The sequence below is a fragment of the Acrocarpospora pleiomorpha genome (assembly GCF_009687885.1).
GTDB lineage: Bacteria > Actinomycetota > Actinomycetes > Streptosporangiales > Streptosporangiaceae > Acrocarpospora > Acrocarpospora pleiomorpha.
Map to the genome: position 1 here is coordinate 129,252 of NZ_BLAF01000017.1, position 18,487 is coordinate 147,738.

Annotated in this window: 6 protein-coding genes; all 6 read left to right on the forward strand. The window is 71.8% G+C overall.

What is annotated here, in order from left to right; all coding sequences use genetic code 11:
- The first annotated feature begins 5 nt into the window (after positions 1–5).
- The 6 genes from Aple_RS54440 (at position 6) to Aple_RS17230 (ending at position 18,481) form a co-directional block, all read left to right on the forward strand.
- Positions 6–8,948, forward strand: a complete 8,943-nt coding sequence (locus Aple_RS54440) for a type I polyketide synthase (RefSeq protein WP_170321525.1) — start codon at positions 6–8, stop codon at positions 8,946–8,948.
- Positions 8,949–8,960: 12 nt separating this feature from the next.
- On the forward strand, positions 8,961–15,080 hold the full coding sequence (locus Aple_RS17210; protein ID WP_155345619.1) for a type I polyketide synthase: 6,120 nt from the start codon (positions 8,961–8,963) through the stop codon (positions 15,078–15,080).
- Entirely contained in the window at positions 15,077–15,862 is a 786-nt protein-coding gene (locus Aple_RS17215; protein ID WP_155345620.1) for an SDR family NAD(P)-dependent oxidoreductase, read from the forward strand. The genes Aple_RS17210 and Aple_RS17215 overlap by 4 nt, the downstream gene beginning before the upstream one ends.
- Positions 15,863–15,870: 8 nt before the next feature.
- The gene (locus Aple_RS17220) at positions 15,871–16,293 is read left to right on the forward strand and encodes an ester cyclase (protein WP_155345621.1); all 423 of its coding nucleotides are present in this window, start codon (positions 15,871–15,873) and stop codon (positions 16,291–16,293) included.
- The gene (locus Aple_RS17225) at positions 16,286–16,696 is read left to right on the forward strand and encodes a nuclear transport factor 2 family protein (protein ID WP_155345622.1); all 411 of its coding nucleotides are present in this window, start codon (positions 16,286–16,288) and stop codon (positions 16,694–16,696) included. The genes Aple_RS17220 and Aple_RS17225 overlap by 8 nt, the downstream gene beginning before the upstream one ends.
- Positions 16,697–16,807: 111 nt before the next feature.
- Entirely contained in the window at positions 16,808–18,481 is a 1,674-nt protein-coding gene (locus Aple_RS17230; RefSeq protein ID WP_155345623.1) for an ABC transporter substrate-binding protein, read from the forward strand.
- Positions 18,482–18,487: the final 6 nt, after the last annotated feature.

Sequence of the window (18,487 nt, forward strand, 5' to 3'; positions counted from 1 at the left end):
CAACGATGACTGACGACCAGATCCGGCATCTGCTCAAGCGGGTCTCCGCCGAGTTGCACGAAACCCGGCAACGGCTCCAGCGCGTACGGGACGACCAGAGCGAACCGATCGCGGTGCTTGGGATGGCCTGCCGGTTCCCCGGCGGGGTGCGCTCCCCCGAGGACCTGTGGCGGCTCGTGGCCGACGAGGTCGACGCGGTCTCCGGGTTTCCGGACGACCGGGGCTGGGATCTCGACCGCCTGTACGACCCTGACCCCGACAATCCCGGCACCTCCTACACCCGGCACGGGGGCTTCCTGGCGGACGTGGCGGGGTTCGACGCGGAGTTCTTCGGGATCTCGCCCCGGGAGGCGCTGGCCACCGACCCGCAGCACCGGCTGTTGCTGGAGACCGCGTGGGAGGCGTTCGAGCGGGCCGGCCTCGACGTGTCCGCCCTGCGCGGCGGGCGCACCGGCGTCTTCGCCGGGATGAACGGCCAGGACTACGCCGCCCGGCTCCCGCACGTCCCCGCCGCCGTGGACGGCTACCTGAGCATCGGGACGGCGGCGAGCGTGGCGTCGGGGCGGATCGCGTACTCGTTCGGGTTCGAGGGTCCGGCGGTGACGGTGGACACGGCCTGCTCGTCCTCGCTGGTGGCCCTGCATCTGGCCGTGCAGTCGCTGCGGTCCGGGGAGTCGGACCTGGCGCTCGCGGGCGGGGTGACGGTGATGACCTCGCCGGTCGGTTTCGTGGAGTTCTCCCGGCAGCGCGGCCTGGCCCCCGACGGCCGGGTGAAGGCGTTCGCCCGCGCGGCGGACGGCACCGGCTGGGCGGAAGGGGTCGGATTCCTGCTGGTGGAGCGGCTGTCGGACGCGCTCCGGCTGGGCCACGAGGTGCTGGCGGTCGTACGCGGTTCCGCGGTGAACCAGGACGGCGCATCCAACGGCCTGACCGCGCCGAACGGGCCCGCGCAGCGGCGGGTCATCCGGCGCGCGCTCGCCTCCGCCGGGCTGTCGGCGGGTGAGGTCGACCTGGTGGAGGCGCACGGCACCGGCACCACCCTGGGCGACCCGATCGAGGCGCACGCGCTGCTCGCCACGTACGGCCAGGGGCGTGACCCGGACCGCCCGCTCTGGCTCGGCTCGGTGAAGTCGAACATCGGGCACACCCAGGCGGCGGCGGGCGTGGCCGGGGTCATCAAGGCGATCGAGGCGATCCGCCGCGGCCTGCTGCCCCGGACCCTGCACGTGGACGAGCCGACACCGCACGTGGACTGGTCGGCCGGGCAGGTACGGCTCCTGACACGGGCCCGGGAGTGGTCGTCTGACGTGCCACGGCGGGCCGGCGTGTCGGCCTTCGGCGTGAGCGGCACCAACGCCCACGTGATCATCGAGGCCGCCCCAGCGGCGTCGTCTTCGTCCCTTCGATCGGCTCCTGGGACGGGCGCGTCCAGTGTGATCACCGAGGTGGCTCCGGCGGTGTCATCTTTGTCCCCTCGATCCGCCCTCGGGACGGGCGCGTCCACGGAAGAAGCCGCACCGGCGGCCGTGACGGGTGCCGTGCCATGGGTGGTCTCTGGGCGAACTCGCGCGGGCCTGCGCGCTCAAGCCGCTCAACTGGCCGGATATCTCACGACAGAACCGAATAAGACGGATGTGGGGCATTCGCTGGCCACCCGGCGTGCGGTTCTCGAGGAGCGTGCGGTCGTGGTCGCCGCCGACCATGGTGACTTGATCGCCGGGCTGCGATCTCTGGCGAACGAGGAACCGTCCGCCAGCGTGATTCAGGGTGGCACGGGCGGCGAGCTGGCATATCTGTTCACCGGTCAGGGGAGCCAGTGGGAGGGGATGGGCCGGGAGCTGTATGAGCGGTTCCCGTTGTTCGCCGAGGCTTTCGACGCGGCAATCGCCGAGCTGGACGCTCATCTGAGCGGCGTTTCGGTGTCGGGTGGGGTGTCGCCGGATGGGCCGATCGGTGAATTGGGCGGCGGTTCTGTTCGGGATGTGGTGTTTGGTTCGGCTGGGTTGCTGGATCAGACGCTTTACACGCAGTCGGGGTTGTTCGCCTTGCAGGTCGGGCTGTTCCGGCTGTTGGAGTCGTGGGGGATATTTCCGGATTTTGTGGTGGGTCATTCGATTGGGGAGTTGGCGGCGGCACATGTTGCCGGGGTGTGGTCGCTGGCGGACGCGGCCAAGGTGGTGGCCGCGCGTGGCCGGTTGATGCAGGGGTTGCCGTCCGGTGGGGCGATGGCGGCGATCGAGGCGACCGAGGGGGAGGTTCCGGAGGGGGTTGAGATCGCGGCGATCAATGGTCCTTCGTCGGTGGTGGTCACCGGTGATGAGGACGCGGTCGCGGCAGTGGTGTCCGAGTTCGCCGCTCGGGGGCGGCGGACTCGGCGTTTGACGGTGAGCCACGCGTTCCATTCGGCCCGGATGGAGCCGATGCTGGCCGAGTTCCGGGAGGTCCTGGAGTCGGTGAGCTTCAGCGAACCCGTGATTCCGGTGGTGTCGACGTTGACCGGCCAGATCACGAGCGTCGCCCAGCCGGACTACTGGGTGCGGCAGGTGCGGGAGCCGGTCCGGTTCGCCGATGCCGTGAACACTCTGGACGCCGCTGGAGTCACGACATTTCTGGAAATCGGGCCGGACGCGGTGCTGGCCGGGATGGCGCGTGAATCGCTCCCGGACGCGCGCGTGGTCGCCCCCGTGCTGCGCAAGGGCCGTCCCGAGGACGAAACCGCCCTGCTCGCGCTCGGCCACGCCCACATCCACGGCCGCCGGATCGCCTGGAACACCGTCTTCCCGGGAGCGACAAAGGCGGATCTACCCACCTATCCATTCCAACGGCAGAGCTACTGGCTCGACGTTCCGCAAACACCGCCCAGCGGGGCATCCGATCACCCGCTGCTGGACGGAGTCGTGCACCTGGCCGGTGGCGGCGTGCTGCTCACCGGCAAGATCTCCACCCGCTCACACCCCTGGCTCGCCGACCACGCCATCGCCGGAACACCGGTCTTTCCTGGCACCGCCCTGGTGGAACTCGCCCTCCGGGCACTGGCCGAAGCGGGCGGCGGCACCCTGGACGAGCTGGTGATCGAGACCCCGCTGGTGCTCCCGGAGCATGACACCGCGGAAATCCAGGTCTCCGTCGAGCGCCTCGACGTCGCCATCCACTCCCGGCTCGACGGCGGCGAATGGCTCAGACACGCCACCGGCCGTATCACCACCAGCCACCACCAGCGCACCGCCCGTCGGGATTCCACCACTCAGAACCCCGGCGGTAAGGGGGTCGCGAGTGACGTTTCCACCGGTCAGGGGGTCGTCGCTCAGGGCTCTGGTGGTGAGGGGTTGGCGGGTGAGGTTTTCGCTGGTCAGGGGGTCGTCGCTCAGGGCTCTGGTGGTGAGGGGTTGGCGGGTGAGGTTTTCGCTGGTCAGGGGGTCGTGCGTGAGGACTTCGGAGTGGAGAGCTCAGGCTGTGGGGATTTCGGACTGGTTGAATGGCCGCCTGCGGATGCTCAGGCGGTCGATGTCAGGGGGCTTTACGACGGGTTGGCCGCCGCCGGGCTCGACTACGGTCCCGCGTTTCAGGGTGTGACGGCCTCGTGGCGGCGCGGTGAGACGATCTTCGCTGAGGTGGCTCTTCGGGAGAGTGAGCACACCGACGCCGCTCGTTTTGGTGTTCATCCCGCTCTCTTCGACGCCGCCCTGCATGTCGCTGCCGATCAGAGCAGGGTTCTGCTGCCCTTCGCCTGGCAGGGCGTCCGGGCGTACTCCTCCGGAGCCACTGCCGCACGGGTCAGGCTGACCCCGGCCGGACCTGACGCGTGGGCGGTTGAGGTCGCCGATGTCACCGGCGCGCCTGTGGTTTCAGTCGACGTGCTCCGGTCCAGGCCGATTGACCCGGACACGCTTCGGTCAGCTCCGCGACAGGGCCTCTACCGGGTGGACTGGGTCGACGTTTCCACCGCCACCTCCGCCGCTGACCCCGTCGACGTGATCGACGAGCCGCTTACCGGGGACGTACACGACCTGGTCAACCGGGTGCTGGCCGAGCTGAGCCGCCGTCTCGGTGAGTCGCCGGAGTCCGTGGTGGTCGTGCGGACCAGGAACGCCGTCTCCGCTCTCCCCGGCGACACCGTCGATCCGCGAGCGGCGGCCGTCTGGGGGCTGGTCCGCTCGGCTCAGACGGAGCATCCGGGACGAATCATCCTGATCGACGGTGACGTGACCGCGATCCCCGCCGACGAGCCTCAACTCGCCGTGCGCGGCGAGCGGATCCTGGTGCCACGCCTGGCGCGGGCGGCGGACACGGCGAGTCGTGTCGTGCCCTTTGACGCGGATGGAGGAGCGGGGAGCCAGGGCAAGCCGCTCGGTCCGGGTGGGGAGGCTGGGAACCGCGACAAGCCGCTCGGTCCGGGCGGGGCAATGGGGAGCCGCGGCAAACCGCTCGACCCGGATGGGACGGTGTTGATCACGGGTGGCACGGGTGGGCTCGGTCGTCTGCTCGCCAGGCATCTGGTGGCGCGGTACGGCGTTCGCCGTCTGATGCTGACCAGTCGTCGCGGCGCGCACGCCCCCGGCGCGGGTGATCTGAGAGACGAGTTGGCCGCGCTGGGTGCTCGCGTCGATATTCTCGCGGGCGACGCGGCCGACCGCGGCTTTCTCGAAACCGTGCTCGCCGCGATCCCGTCCGAGCATCCGCTGACCGCCGTCGCGCACACCGCCGGAATCGTCGATGACGGTGTGCTGACGTCGCTCACCCCCGATCGCGTCGCGGCCGTGCTGCGCCCCAAGGCGGACGCCGCCTGGCACCTGCACGAGCTGACCAAGGATCTCGACCTGGCCTGGTTCGTCCTCTATTCCTCGATCGCCGGAATCCTCGGCAGTCCCGGACAGGCGAGCTACGCGGCGGCCAACGCCTACCTGGACGCCCTGGCGGAGCACCGGCGCACGCTCGGCCTACCCGCCGTGTCGCTGGCCTGGGGGCTCTGGGCGGAGAGCACCGGCGTCACCGGGCATCTCAGCGAGGCCGACAGAGCCCGGGCGGCCCGGGGCGGCGTGCGGGCGCTTCGGACGGCGACCGGGCTGGAGTTGTTCGACGCCGCGCTCTCGCTTGGGCACCCCGTTGTAGTCGCGGCCGCGCTCGATCCGCGGGCCGGCGGCGAGGCGCCCCTGCTCCGCGGTCTCGTCCGCACTCCCCGCCGGGCCGCCGCCCCCGAACTCCCGCTGGTACGGCGGCTGGCGGCGCTCGACGAGACCGCTCGGGCGGAGGCACTGCTGGCCTTGGTCCGGGCTGAGGCCGGGGCGGTCCTCGGCACGAAGACGGTCCCCGCCCAGCGCGCGTTCAACGACCTGGGACTCGACTCGCTGATGGCGGTCGAACTACGCAACCGCCTCAACACAGCCACCGGTCTGAGACTCCCCGCCACCTTGACTTTCGACCATCCGACTCCGGCTGCGGTCGTGGACCACCTGCGCGCCCAACTCGAAGCCGTACAAATCGGCGGGCAGACCACTGGACGGGCTGGAGGAGCTGGCGGGGAATTTGGCGGCGAAGCTGGCAGAGACGCTGGCAATCAAACCGGCGAAGCCGGCGGTCGGACGGAGAACCGTGGCGGCGTCGGGCGGGTGGACACGTCCGAGGATGCGATCGCCATCGTCGGGATGGCATGCCGGCTGCCCGGGGGGATCGCCAGCCCCGACGACCTGTGGCGGCTGGTCGAATCGGGCGGGGACGCGATCACGGACTTCCCGGTCGATCGAGGGTGGGATCTGGAGACCCTCTATCACCCGGACCCGGCCAATCCCGGCACCTCCTACACCCGGTCCGGGGGGTTCCTGCACGACGCGGCCGAGTTCGACGCCGCCTTCTTCGGGATCTCGCCCCGGGAGGCGCTGGCCACCGACCCGCAGCAGCGGCTGCTGCTGGAAACCGCCTGGGAGGCGTTCGAGCACGCCGGCATCGACCCGGACAGCCTCCGCGGCAGCAGGACCGGGGTCTTCGCCGGCGTGATGTACCACGACTACGCGCCCAGGCTGGGGGAGGCGCCCGCGCCGCTGGAGGGCTATCTGGCCAACGGCAACGCGGGCAGCGTGGCGTCGGGGCGGATCGCGTACTCGTTCGGGTTCGAGGGTCCGGCGGTGACGGTGGACACGGCCTGCTCGTCGTCGCTGGTCGCGTTGCATCTGGCGGTGCAGTCGCTGCGGTCGGGGGAGTCGGACCTGGCGCTGGCGGGCGGGGTCGCGGTCATGGCCTCCCCGGCGGTGTTCGTGGAGTTCTCCCGCCAGCGCGGGTTGGCCGCCGACGGTCGGTGCAAGGCGTACGCGGAAGCCGCCGACGGGACCGGATGGGCGGAAGGGGTGACCCTGCTGCTGGTCGAGCGGCTGGCCGACGCACGGCGGCTGGGCCACCAGGTGCTGGCCGTGGTACGCGGCACGGCGGTCAACCAGGATGGCGCCTCCAACGGTCTCACCGCCCCGAACGGGCCGTCGCAGCAGCGGGTGATCCGCCAGGCGCTGGCCAACGCCGGGCTCGCGCCCGATCAGGTGCACGCCGTGGAGGGCCACGGCACCGGCACCACGCTCGGCGATCCGATCGAGGCGCAGGCGCTGATCGCGGTGTACGGCCAGGACCGTCCCGAGGATCCGCTCTGGCTCGGCTCGCTCAAATCGAACATCGGGCACACCCAGGCGGCGGCCGGAGCAGCCGGGGTCATCAAGATGGTCCAGGCCATCCGGCACGGCGTGCTCCCCAGGACGCTGCACGTGGACGAGCCCACCCCGCACGTCGACTGGTCGGCCGGCGCGGTCGAACTGCTCACCGAACCCCGGGAATGGCACGCCGGCGGCCCACGCCGCGCCGGCGTCTCAGCCTTCGGCGTCAGCGGCACCAACGCCCACGTCATCATCGAGCAGGCCCCACCAGACCGCGTCTTCTCCCCGAACCACACCCCGGCACCGCCCCAGGAATCGGCCCCTGGCCTGGCCTTGACCTCCGCCCCCATTCCGGCACCGACCTCTGCCCCTATGTCGAATCCGGTCCCGGCCACGGTTGCCGACGCGGCTCCTGCCTCGGCCACGCCTGAGGGCATGACGGCTGCCTTGGAACCTGATCCGACGTCGGCGTCTGTCGCTCGCGGGTCGGAGACGGGCGTCGCCGGGGTCTTGGCTTGGCCGATTTCGGCTAGGACGGTTGAGGCGCTCGGCGGGCAGGCCGCGCGGCTGGCGGAGTTGCCTGAGCCGGTTGACGCGGTGGATGTCGGGTTCTCGTTGGTGACGACGCGGGCCAGAATGGAGCATCGGGCGGTGGTGCTCGGCGGCGCGGATGGGTTCGGGGCCGGGTTGCGGGCGCTGGCGGGGGGTGTGTCGTCGTCGCGGGTGGTCCGGGGGGTGGCCGACGCCGAGGGCAAGGTGGTGTTCGTCTTCCCTGGTCAGGGGTCGCAGTGGGCGGGGATGGCGGTCGAGTTGCTCGACGAGGCCCCGGTGTTCGCCGGGCGGCTGGGGGAGTGCGGGAGGGCACTCTCGGCGTACCTGAACTGGACGCCTGACGAGGTGCTGCGAGGCGCGCCCGGGGCGCCGGATCCGGAGCGGGTGGATGTGGTGCAGCCGCTGCTGTGGGCGGTGATGGTGTCGCTGGCCGCGCTCTGGGAGTCCTACGGGGTGCGGCCGGATGCGGTGGCGGGGCACAGCCAGGGGGAGATCGCGGCGGCTTGCGTGGCGGGCATCCTCAGCCTCGATGACGCGGCCCGGGTGGTGGCGCTGCGCAGCCGGGCCATTCTGGCACTGGCCGGGAGCGGGGCGATGGCGTCGATCGCACTGCCGCCGGAGGACGTGGAACCCCGCCTGGGGGATCTCGTCTCGATCGCGGCCGTCAACAGTCCGGCGCAGGTGGTGATATCCGGGGACGCGGACGCGGTGGCTGGGCTGGTCGAGACGTACAAGAACGAGGAGGTCAGGGCGCGGCTGATCCCCGTGGACTACGCCTCGCACTCCGCCCACGTGGAGCGGATCGAGGCCGAGTTGCGGGAAGCGCTCGCGCCGGTCCGGCCGCGTCAGGGTCGGGTGCCGCTCTACTCGACGGTCACCGCGGACTGGCTTGGCGACACCCCGATGGACGCCGGCTACTGGTATGCCAACCTGCGCGAGCGGGTGCGTTTCGACGCGGCCGTGCGCGGCCTGGCCGAGCAGGGGTACGGCGTGTTCGTCGAGGTCAGCCCGCATCCCGTGCTGACCGCCGGGATCCAGGAGACCCTCGCGGACGCGCCCGCGGTGGTGGCCGGAACGCTCCGCCGCGACCAGGGCGGCCTCGGCCGTTTCCTCACCTCGCTGGCCGAACTGCACGTCCGGGGTGTCCAGGTGGACTGGCTGCCGCTGTTCCCGGGAGGCCGCCGGGTGCCCCTGCCGACCTACGCCTTCCACCGGCGCCGGTTCTGGCTGGATCCCGCGCCACCCGGCACCAGGGCCGTCGAGATCGCGCCGGAGCCGGTGCCCCGCTCCATCACCGCGCTGAGCGGGCCCGAACTCGACGAGGCGGTGCTGGAGCTGGTACGCGCCGAGTCCGCCGTCGTCCTCGGGCACGACGGCGGGAGCGCCGTCGAGCTCGGCAGGCCCTTCCGCGAGCTGGGCCTCGACTCGCTCACCGCCGTCGACCTGCGCAACCGGCTGAACGCGGCCACCGGCCTCCAGCTGCCGCCCACGCTGGTCTTCGACTATCCGACCCCGGCCGCGATCGCGGGCTACCTCAGGGACGAGCTGTCCGGCGCGGCCGTCAGGTTCCCGTCCGCGAACGCCTCCCTCGACTACCTGGAGACCGTGCTCGCCGCCGGCGCCGAGCCGGAGCTGCTGGCCCGGATGCGGCGGCTGCTCGACCAGTGGGAGACCGCCGCCGCGCCTGGCGCCGCGGTCGACCTCGACTCCGCCACCGACGAGGAGCTCTTCCAGCTTCTCGACCACGACTCGCTTGAACGCTGAGGGGTGCCTTCCATGGCCGACGACGACAAGCTTCGCGACTATCTGAAGCGCGCCATCACCGATGTCCAGAGCCTGCGGGCCCGGCTCCACGAGGTGGAGTCGGCGCGCCGGGAGCCGGTCGCGATCGTGGGCATGTCCTGCCGGTTCCCCGGCGGCGTGGCCTCGCCCGAGGACCTGTGGGACCTGGTCGCGGCCGGCCGCGACGCGGTGACCCCGTTCCCCGCCGACCGGGGCTGGGATCTCGACGCCCTGTACGACCCTGACCCCGACAATCCCGGCACCTCCTACACCCGGCACGGGGGCTTCCTGGCGGATGTGGCGGGGTTCGACGCGGAGTTCTTCGGGATCTCGCCCCGGGAGGCGCTGGCCACCGACCCGCAGCACCGGCTGTTGCTGGAGACCGCGTGGGAGGCGTTCGAGCGGGCGGGGATCGATCCGGAAGCGCTGCGCGGGAGCCGTACCGCCGTGTTCGCCGGGCTCGCCGGGGGTGACTACGGTGTCGGGCCGGGGCTGCCGGTGGAGCTGGAGGGGCAGCTGGGCATCGGCACCCTGCGCAGCGTGGCGTCGGGGCGGATCGCGTACTCGTTCGGGTTCGAGGGTCCGGCGGTGACGGTGGACACGGCCTGCTCGTCGTCGCTGGTCGCGTTGCACCTGGCGGCGCAGTCGCTGCGGTCGGGGGAGTCGGATCTCGCGCTCGCCGGGGGCGTGTCGGTGATGGCGACCCCGCAGGGGTTCGTGGAGTTCTCCCGCCAGCGGGGACTGTCGGCCGACGGCCGCTGCAAGGCGTTCGCCCGCGCGGCGGACGGCACCGGCTGGGCGGAAGGGGTCGGCTTCCTGCTGGTGGAGCGGCTGTCGGACGCGCTCCGGCTGGGCCACGAGGTGCTGGCGGTCGTACGCGGGACGGCGGTGAACCAGGACGGCACCTCCAACGGGCTGACCGCGCCGAACGGGCCGTCCCAGCAGCGGGTGATCCAGCAGGCGCTGGCCGCCGCGCGGCTGTCGGCTTCGGACGTGGACCTGGTGGAGGCGCACGGCACCGGAACCAGCCTGGGCGACCCGATCGAGGCTCAGGCCATCATCGCGACGTACGGCCAGGGCCGCGACGCGGGCCGTCCGTTGTGGCTGGGTTCGCTGAAGTCGAACATCGGTCACGCGCAGGCGGCGGCGGGGGTCGGTGGTGTGATCAAGGTGGTGCAGGCGATCCGGTATGGGTTGCTGCCGCGGACGTTGCATGTGGATGAGCCGTCGCCGTATGTGGACTGGTCGGCCGGATCGGTGCGGCTGCTGACGGAGGCGCGCGAATGGCGGTCCGGCGCGACCCGCCGGGCCGGGGTGTCGGCGTTCGGCGTGAGCGGCACCAACGCTCACGTGATCATCGAAGAGCCGCCGTCGCCCGAGGCCGCGGCAGGATCCACGAACGCGTCCGGGGTGGGAGGGGCGCCAGCTCGCCTGGCCGCTCGCCCTCAGCGGGTGGCCGGTGGCTCCGGTGTCGATGCGGCATTGCCGGGGTCGGCGTCGCGGTGGTCGGCGGGCGTTCTTGCGCCTTGGGTGGTCTCTGGGCGTGGTCTGGCTGGTCTGCGGGGGCAGGCGGCGCGGTTGGCCGAGTTCGCGGCAGCCGATCTCAATCCCGTCGACGTGGCCTATTCGCTGGCGAGCGGTCGTGCGGTGCTCGACGAGCGTGCGGTGGTGGTCGCTGCCGAGCGTGGCGAGTTGCTGGCCGGGTTGCGGTCGCTGGCGGCGGGTGAACCCTCGGGTCAGGTGGTCAGCGGTCGTGCCGGTCGGGCGCTGGCCTATCTGTTCACCGGTCAGGGAAGTCAGCGGGAGGGGATGGGCCGGGAGCTTTACGAGCGGTTCCCAGTGTTCGCCGAGGCTTTCGACCAGGCCGTCAAGGAGTTGGACGCTCATCTGAGCGGCCATTCCGGCCGGGATGCGGTCTCTGCGGGGGCTGAACTGAGCGGGGTCTCGGTTCGGGATGTGGTGTTCGGTTCGGCTGGGTTGCTGGACCAGACCGTCTATACGCAGTCGGGCCTGTTCGCGTTGCAGGTCGGGCTGTTCCGGCTGTTGGAGTCGTGGGGGATATTTCCGGATTTTGTGGCGGGTCATTCGATCGGGGAGTTGGCGGCGGCGCATGTGGCGGGGGTGTGGTCGCTGGCGGACGCGGCGAAGGTGGTGGCGGCGCGTGGCCGGTTGATGCAGGCGTTGCCGTCGGGTGGGGCGATGGCCGCGATCGAGGCGAGCGAGGACGAGGTCCCCCAGGGGGTCGAGATCGCGGCGATCAACGGCCCTTCGTCGCTGGTGATCACGGGTGATGAGGACGCGGTCGAAGCCGTGGTCTCCTCATGGAGGCGGCGGACTCGGCGGTTGACGGTCAGCCATGCGTTTCATTCGGCCCGGATGGAACCGATGCTGGGCGAATTCCGGCAAATCCTGGAATCGGTGACCTTCAGCGAGCCTTCGATCCCGCTGGTGTCGACACTGACCGGCCAGATCACCAGCGTCACTCACCCGGACTATTGGGTACGGCAAGTACGCGAGCCCGTCCGCTTCGCCGACGCCATAACCGCCCTGGACTCGGCCGGAGTCACGACATTTCTAGAACTGGGACCTGACGGCGTTCTGTCCGGGATGGCTCGCGAGTCGCTCCCCGAGGGCCGGGTCCTGGCCCCGCTGCTGCGCAAAGATCGGCCCGAGGAAGCCACCGCCCTGCTTGCCCTCGGCCACGCCCACATCCACGGCCGCCCGATCAACTGGAACGCCGTCTTCCCGCAAGCACGAAAAGTCGACCTCCCGACCTACGCCTTCCAGCACAGCCGCTACTGGCTGCAACCCCCCACGCAACACCTCGGCGACCCGGCAGCCCTCGGCCTGACCGCCGCCGGCCACCCGCTGCTGGGCGCCGCCGCCGTACTGGCCGACGCCGACGGCGTCCTGCTTTCAGGCAGGATCTCGCTGCGCACCCACCCCTGGCTGGCCGACCACGCCGTCATGGGCACCGTCATCGTCCCCGGCACCGCCCTGCTCGAACTCGCCGCCCGAGCCGGCGACGAGACAGGCCTCGACACCCTCGACGAACTCGTGATCGAAACCCCGCTGGTGCTCCCCGGCCAGGGCTCGGTAGACGTCCAGGTCGCGACCGGAACCCCGGACGATTCGGGCCGCCGCCCGGTCACCATCCACTCCCGCCAGGAAGGAACCACCGAGTGGACCAGGAACGCCGCCGGATTCCTGACCCGCCCGCCGGAAGGAGCGCCCGAACCGAGCGGCCAGTTCGAGACATGGCCGCCCGAAGGCGCTATCCCCGTCCAGATCGATGACGTCTACCCGACGCTGGCGGCCGCCGGTCTCACCTACGGACCCGCCTTCCAGGGACTCCGCACCGCCTGGCGTGCCGGTGACGAGTTCCTGGCCGAGGTGGAACTGGCCGAGCCGGAGCACGCCGACGCCGCACGTTTCGGCATCCACCCCGCCCTGCTCGACGCAGCCCTGCACATCGCGGCCCACCACGGCCTGCGGGACAGCCCGCCAGGCCAGAACCGCCTGCCCTTCTCCTACGGCGGGGTCCGGCTGCACGCCTCCGGCGCGGCCGCCCTCCGGGTCCGGCTCACCCCGCGCGGCACCGAGGAACTGTCCCTCCACGCCGCCGACGCCGCCGGAACCCCGGTCGTGAGCGTGGCGTCCCTCAGGGCCCGGCTGGTCACCGCCGACCGCCTGCGCCCCGCCGCGCACGACGCCCTGTTCCAACCGGTCTGGACGGAAGTCGAAGCCACGACCGCGGCGGAACCCGCCCACGTGGTGCAGGTCACCGGCGCGGAATTCCGCGACCTCGAACCCGGGGCGGCCGTGCGCGCCCACCTCGACCGGGTCCTGGACCGCGTGCGCGAATGGCTGGCCGGCGACGGCTCGTCCCGCCTCGTGGTGGTCACCAGGTACGCCGTCGCCACCACCCCCGAGGAAAGCCCGAACCTGCTGGTCGCGCCGATCTGGGGCCTGATCAGGTCCGCCCAGGCCGAACATCCGGGCAGGATCGCCCTGGTCGACGTCGCCGCCTCCGGGCCGGACGCCGTGCGCTGGGCGGTGGCCGCCGCGCTCGGTTCCGGTGAACCCCAGCTCGCCGTACGAGACGGGAAGGCGCTCGCGCCACGACTCACCCGGGCCGCCGCCGGGGACGGCGGCCGGGACTGGAACCCCGAAGGGACCGTGCTGATCACCGGCGGCACCGGCGCCCTGGCGGGTGAGCTCGCCCGCCACCTGGCGACCACGCGCGGCGTCCGCCACCTGGTGCTGCTCGGCAGGCGCGGCAGCCTGGCCCCCGCGCTCACGGCCGAACTGACCGCCCTCGGAACCCGGGTGACCATGGCCGCGGCCGACGCCGCCGACCGTGCGGCGCTGGCCGCCGTGCTGGCCGCGATCCCTCAAAAGCACCCGCTGACGGCGGTCGTGCACGCCTCCGCCGTGGTGGACGACGGCCTGATCGAGTCGCTGACCCCGGAACAGGTGAGCCGGGTGCTGCGCCCCAAGATGGACGCCGCGTGGGCGCTGCACGAGCTGACCCGCGACCACGATCTGGCCGCCTTCGTCCTCTACTCCTCGGCGGCCGGCCTCCTCGGCGGCCCAGGCCAGGGCGGGTACGCCGCCGCCAACGCCTTCCTGGACGCGCTGGCCGCGCACCGCCGCGCGCTCGGCCTGCCGGGCGTCTCGCTGGCCTGGGGCCTGTGGGAGCGGCCGACCGGCGTCACCGCCCACCTCACCGGCGCCGACCGGGCCAGAGCGGCCCGCGCCGGTCTCGGCGCCTTGACCACCGAGGAAGGGCTGGCCCTGTTCGACGCGGCGCTCCAGCTGGACCAGCCGGTCCTGGTCCCGGCCCGCCTCGACCTGCGGCCACGTGACGAGCCGCCGCCCGCGCTGCTGCGCACCCTGATCCGCCCGGTACGGCGCTCCGCCCGCACCCGCGCGGAGACGGGCCCCGTGCTCGCCCACCGCCTGGCCAGGCTCCCGGGGGAACGCCGCGAGGAGGCCGCCCTGGCGGCGGTCACGGCCGAGGTGGCCGCCGTCCTCGGCGCGAACGCCGCCACGATCGCCCCCGACCGCCCGTTCAACGACCTCGGCCTCGACTCGCTGACCGCCGTCGAACTGCGCAACCGGCTCGACACGGTGACCGGCCTGCGGCTGCCCGCCACGGTCACCTTCGACCACGGCACCACCGGCGCCCTCACCGCGTACCTGCTGACGAGACTGGCCACCGCGCCCGAGCCGGAACTCGCCGAGACGGTCCCGCAGGGCCCGCTCGCCGACCTCTACCGGCGGCTGTGCGCCAAGGGCGAGTACGCGGCGGCGGCCGAGCTGATCGGCGTGGCCTCGCGCCTGCGGTCGAGCTTCACCGCCGGGCAGGCCCGGGAGCACACACTGGACCCGATCCGGCTCGCCGAGGGCCCCGCGCCGATCGCGCTCATCTGCTTCCCGGCCGTCAGCGCCATCTCCGGCCCGCACGAGTACGCCCGCTTCGGCCACGCCCTCACCGGCGAGCGCGACGTGCACGTCGTGCCGTCCCCCGGCTATGACCCGGAGGACCTGCTCCCGGACAGCGAGGAGACGTTCGTCCAGATGCACGCCGACACGGTGGCCCGGCTGGTCGGCGACCGCCTGTACATGATCGTGGGCCGGTCGATGGGCGGGTGCGTGGCGCACTCGGTGGCGGCCGAGCTGGAGAACCGGGGGGTGCCCGCCGCCGGGCTGGTGCTGATCGACTCCTACCCGATCGAGAGCGCGTCGCTGGAGGGCATGCGGGACTGGTGGCTCAAGGCGATGCTCACCGGGATGCTGGAGCGCATCGAGCGCTACCGCATGGTGTGGAGCGACGCCAGTCTCACCACCATGGGCGGCTACGGCCGGATCCTGGCCGGGTGGCAACCCAAGCCGATCGACGCCCCCACCCTGGTCGTCCGCGCCGACCAGCCGCTGCGCGGCACCATCGTCGACCCCACCGGCCGGCTCGACTGGCGGGCCTTCTGGCCGCTGCCGCACGAGACCGCCGACGTGCCGGGCGACCACTTCACCGTGCTGGAGGAACACTCCGGCACCACGGTGGCGGCCGTCCGCCGCTGGATCGAATCCATCGAGAAGAGGAGCACATGAGCGTACAGGTCGTGGCCGTCACCGGCGCCGCCGCCGGGATCGGCAGAGCCACCGCGGAGCTGTTCGCCGAGCGGGGCGCGCGGGTGGTGGCCGTCGACGTCGACAAGGCGGGCCTGGACGAACTGGCCGGCGAACTGGCCGGCGACGGGATCGCCACGCTGGCCGGGGACGTCTCCACCGAGGACACCAATGCCGCCCTGGTCGAGCTCGCGCTCGACCGGTTCGGGCGGCTGGACGCGGTCGTCCTGAACGCGGGCGTCAGCGGCGTCGGCCCGCTGGAGTCGCCGGGCGCGATCGAGCGGTTCGACCGGATCCTCGCCGTCAACGTGCGCGGCGCGGTCCTGGGCGTGCGGGCCGCGCTGCCCGCGCTGCGCGCGTCCGGGGGCGGCTCCATCGTGGTCACCTCCTCTATCTCCGGGCTCGGCGGCGATCCGGTCACCTGGGCGTACAACGCGTCCAAGGCGGCACTGGTCAATCTGGTGCGCGGGCTGGCGATCGACTACGCGGTGGAGAACATCCGGATCAACGCCATCGCCCCCGGCGGGACGGTGACCGCGCTGACCGCCGGAGTGCTCGCCCATCCCACGCTCGGCCCTGCCGTGACCGAGCGCATCCCGCAGCGGCGCTGGGCGCAGCCGCGCGAGCAGGCCGAGGTCGTCTGGTTCCTGACCTCCCCGGCCTCCTCCTACGTGACCGGCGTCACCATCCCCGTCGACGGAGGCCTCAGCGCCAACAACGGCATCCTCCTCCCGCCCGCGTACCCGGGCGACTCACCCCGATAGGAGCGCTCATGAGCGTCGAACAGAACAAGGAGACGGCCCGGCGGCTGTACGAGGAGCTGATCACCTTCCGCCGCCCGGAACTGCTGGACGAACTGGTCGCCGAGGACGCGGTCGACGAGACGGTCCAGGGCGGCAGGGGCGGCAGGGACGACTTCCGCGCCCACGTGCAAGGCGTCTGGGACACCGTCGAGGGCGTCAAGGCCACTGTCACCGACCTGGTCGCGGAGGGGGACCGGGTGGTGGTCTTCTGGCGGATCGAGGGCGTTCAGCGGCGGCCGCTCTTCGGCGCGCCGCCGAGCGGCCGCCATTTCACCGGTAACAGCATCAGCTGGATCACCTTCCGGGCGGGAAAGATCGTGCGCTACAACGTCCTGCCGGATCGGCTGGGAATTCTTCAGCAGATTTCCCCGCGCGAGTCGGCAAATGGATGAATTGTCGCCCGAGGACGTCGGGAACATTCGCCAGACGCTCGCCCTGTTCGCGCACGTCTTCGACAACAAGGAGGTCGCCGAGCTGGGCCTGGTGTTCACCGAGGACGCGGTGATCGAGCTGACCCGGGGAGCGGGGCGCACCATCGAGGGCCTGGTCGCCATCGGCGAGCTCGCGGTCGGCCTGGGCGAGGACGCGCCTGACCACCACACTCTCGACACGCACGTGTCCGTGGACGCCGACGGAACCGTCCGGGCACGCAGCCGCTACCTCGCCGTCCTGCCAGACGGCAGCGTGCACAACGGCGACTATCTGGACGTCCTCGAACGCACTCCGGGTGGCTGGCGAATCGGGCGGCGCGTTTCCGTGCCGCGATATCCGCGATCCGCCGGAAATACCGGTTAGGGGCTTCTAGGGGTATCCGCTCCGGTCGGCCCGCAATAGCCTTCCGGCGAAAGTCGAATTCCGATTTCCGTCATTACCCAATAATGTTTCCGACCCCGCCGGAGCGGTGAAATGCACGTGCCCAGAACATTTCGATTGTCACGGCAGGCCGCCATCGCGAGCCTGGCCGTCTTCCTGGCCGTCGCCTGCGGCGGCGCTCCGGCGGAACCCTCCGGCGCGGGGAGCACGTCGGCCGCGCCGGTCAAGGGCGGCGCCCTGACGTTCGCGGCCGACACCGAGCCGGTCTCCTTCGACGTCCACGTCAGCTCCCAGGACATCACAGGGGCGATCCTGCGCAACGTCTTCGACTCCCTGATCGCGGAGGACGCCGCCGGGAAGTTCCACCCGTGGCTGGCCGAGTCCTGGGAGGTCGCCCCCGACCTGAAGAGCTACACCTTCCACCTGCGTAAGGACGTGAAGTTCCACGACGGCACGCCCTTCGACGCAGAAGCCGTGAAGATCAATTTCGACCGGATCGCCGACCCTGCCACCAAGTCGCAGCTGGCCGCCAGCCTGCTCGGGCCGTACACCGGAACGAAGATCATAGACCCGCACACGGTGACGGTGGAGTTCTCCGCCCCGTTCGCGCCCTTCCTGCAGGCGGCCAGCACCGCCTACCTCGGCTTCTACTCGCCCAAGACGATCGCGGCCAACGCCGCCACGCTCGGCTCCGGCGGACCGGCCGGGGTGGGCACCGGGCCGTTCGTCTTCACCGAGTACGCCAAGGGCCGGCAGGCGGTCTTCACCCGCAACCCCGGCTACGCCTGGCCGCCGAAGACGGCCGTGCACACCGGGCCCGCCTACCTGGACCAGCTGACCGTGCGGTTCCTGCCCGAGGCCTCGGTCCGGGTCGGCTCGCTGACCAGCCGCCAGATCGACGTCGCCGCCGCGATCCCCCCGGCCAACGCCGGGACCATCGAGGGCAACGCCGCCCTGACCCTGCTCAACGCCGACTATCCCGGCGGCAACTACAGCATCTACCTGAACGCCTCCAAGGCCCCGCTCAACGACGAGAAGGTCCGCAAGGCACTCCAGCGCGGCATCGACATCGACACCAACGTCAAGGCGCTCTACTTCGGCCACTTCAAGCGCGCATGGAGCCCGCTGGCCCCGACCACGCCCGGCTACAACCCGGCGCTGGAGAACAGCTGGCCGTACGATCCGGCCCTGGCCGGCAAGCTGCTCGACGAAGCCGGCTGGACCGCCAGAGACGCCGACGGCTACCGCGTCAAGGACGGCGAGCGCCTGGTCGTCGACTGGCCGCTGCTGCCCGCCCAGTACGTCCGCGACCAGCGGGACATCCTCGGCCAGGCGTTCCAGGCCGACCTGAAGAAGATCGGCGTGGAGGTCAAGCGCCCGCAGGCCGACATCGGCACCTACCTGGAGCGGGTCTACGGCGGCAAGGCCGACCTGGCCGACTACAGCTGGTCCCGGTTCGAGCCGGACGTGCTGTGGCTGCTGTTCAACGGCGCCAGCCGCCCGCAGGAGGGCGGCCAGAACGCCACCTTCCTCAACGACCCCGACCTGACCAAGTGGACCGACCAGGGCAGGGCCACCCTCGACGAGGCCGTCCGCGCGGACGTCTACGGCCGCACCCAGCAACGCGCCGTCGACCTCGCCCTGGTGATCCCCGTCTACACCCAGTCGCAGGTGCTCGGCCTGGGCAAGCAGGTCCGGGGGCTCACCCTGGACGCCAACGCCTGGCCGCTCTTCTACGACGTCTGGCTCGGCAAGACCACCCAGTGAGAACAA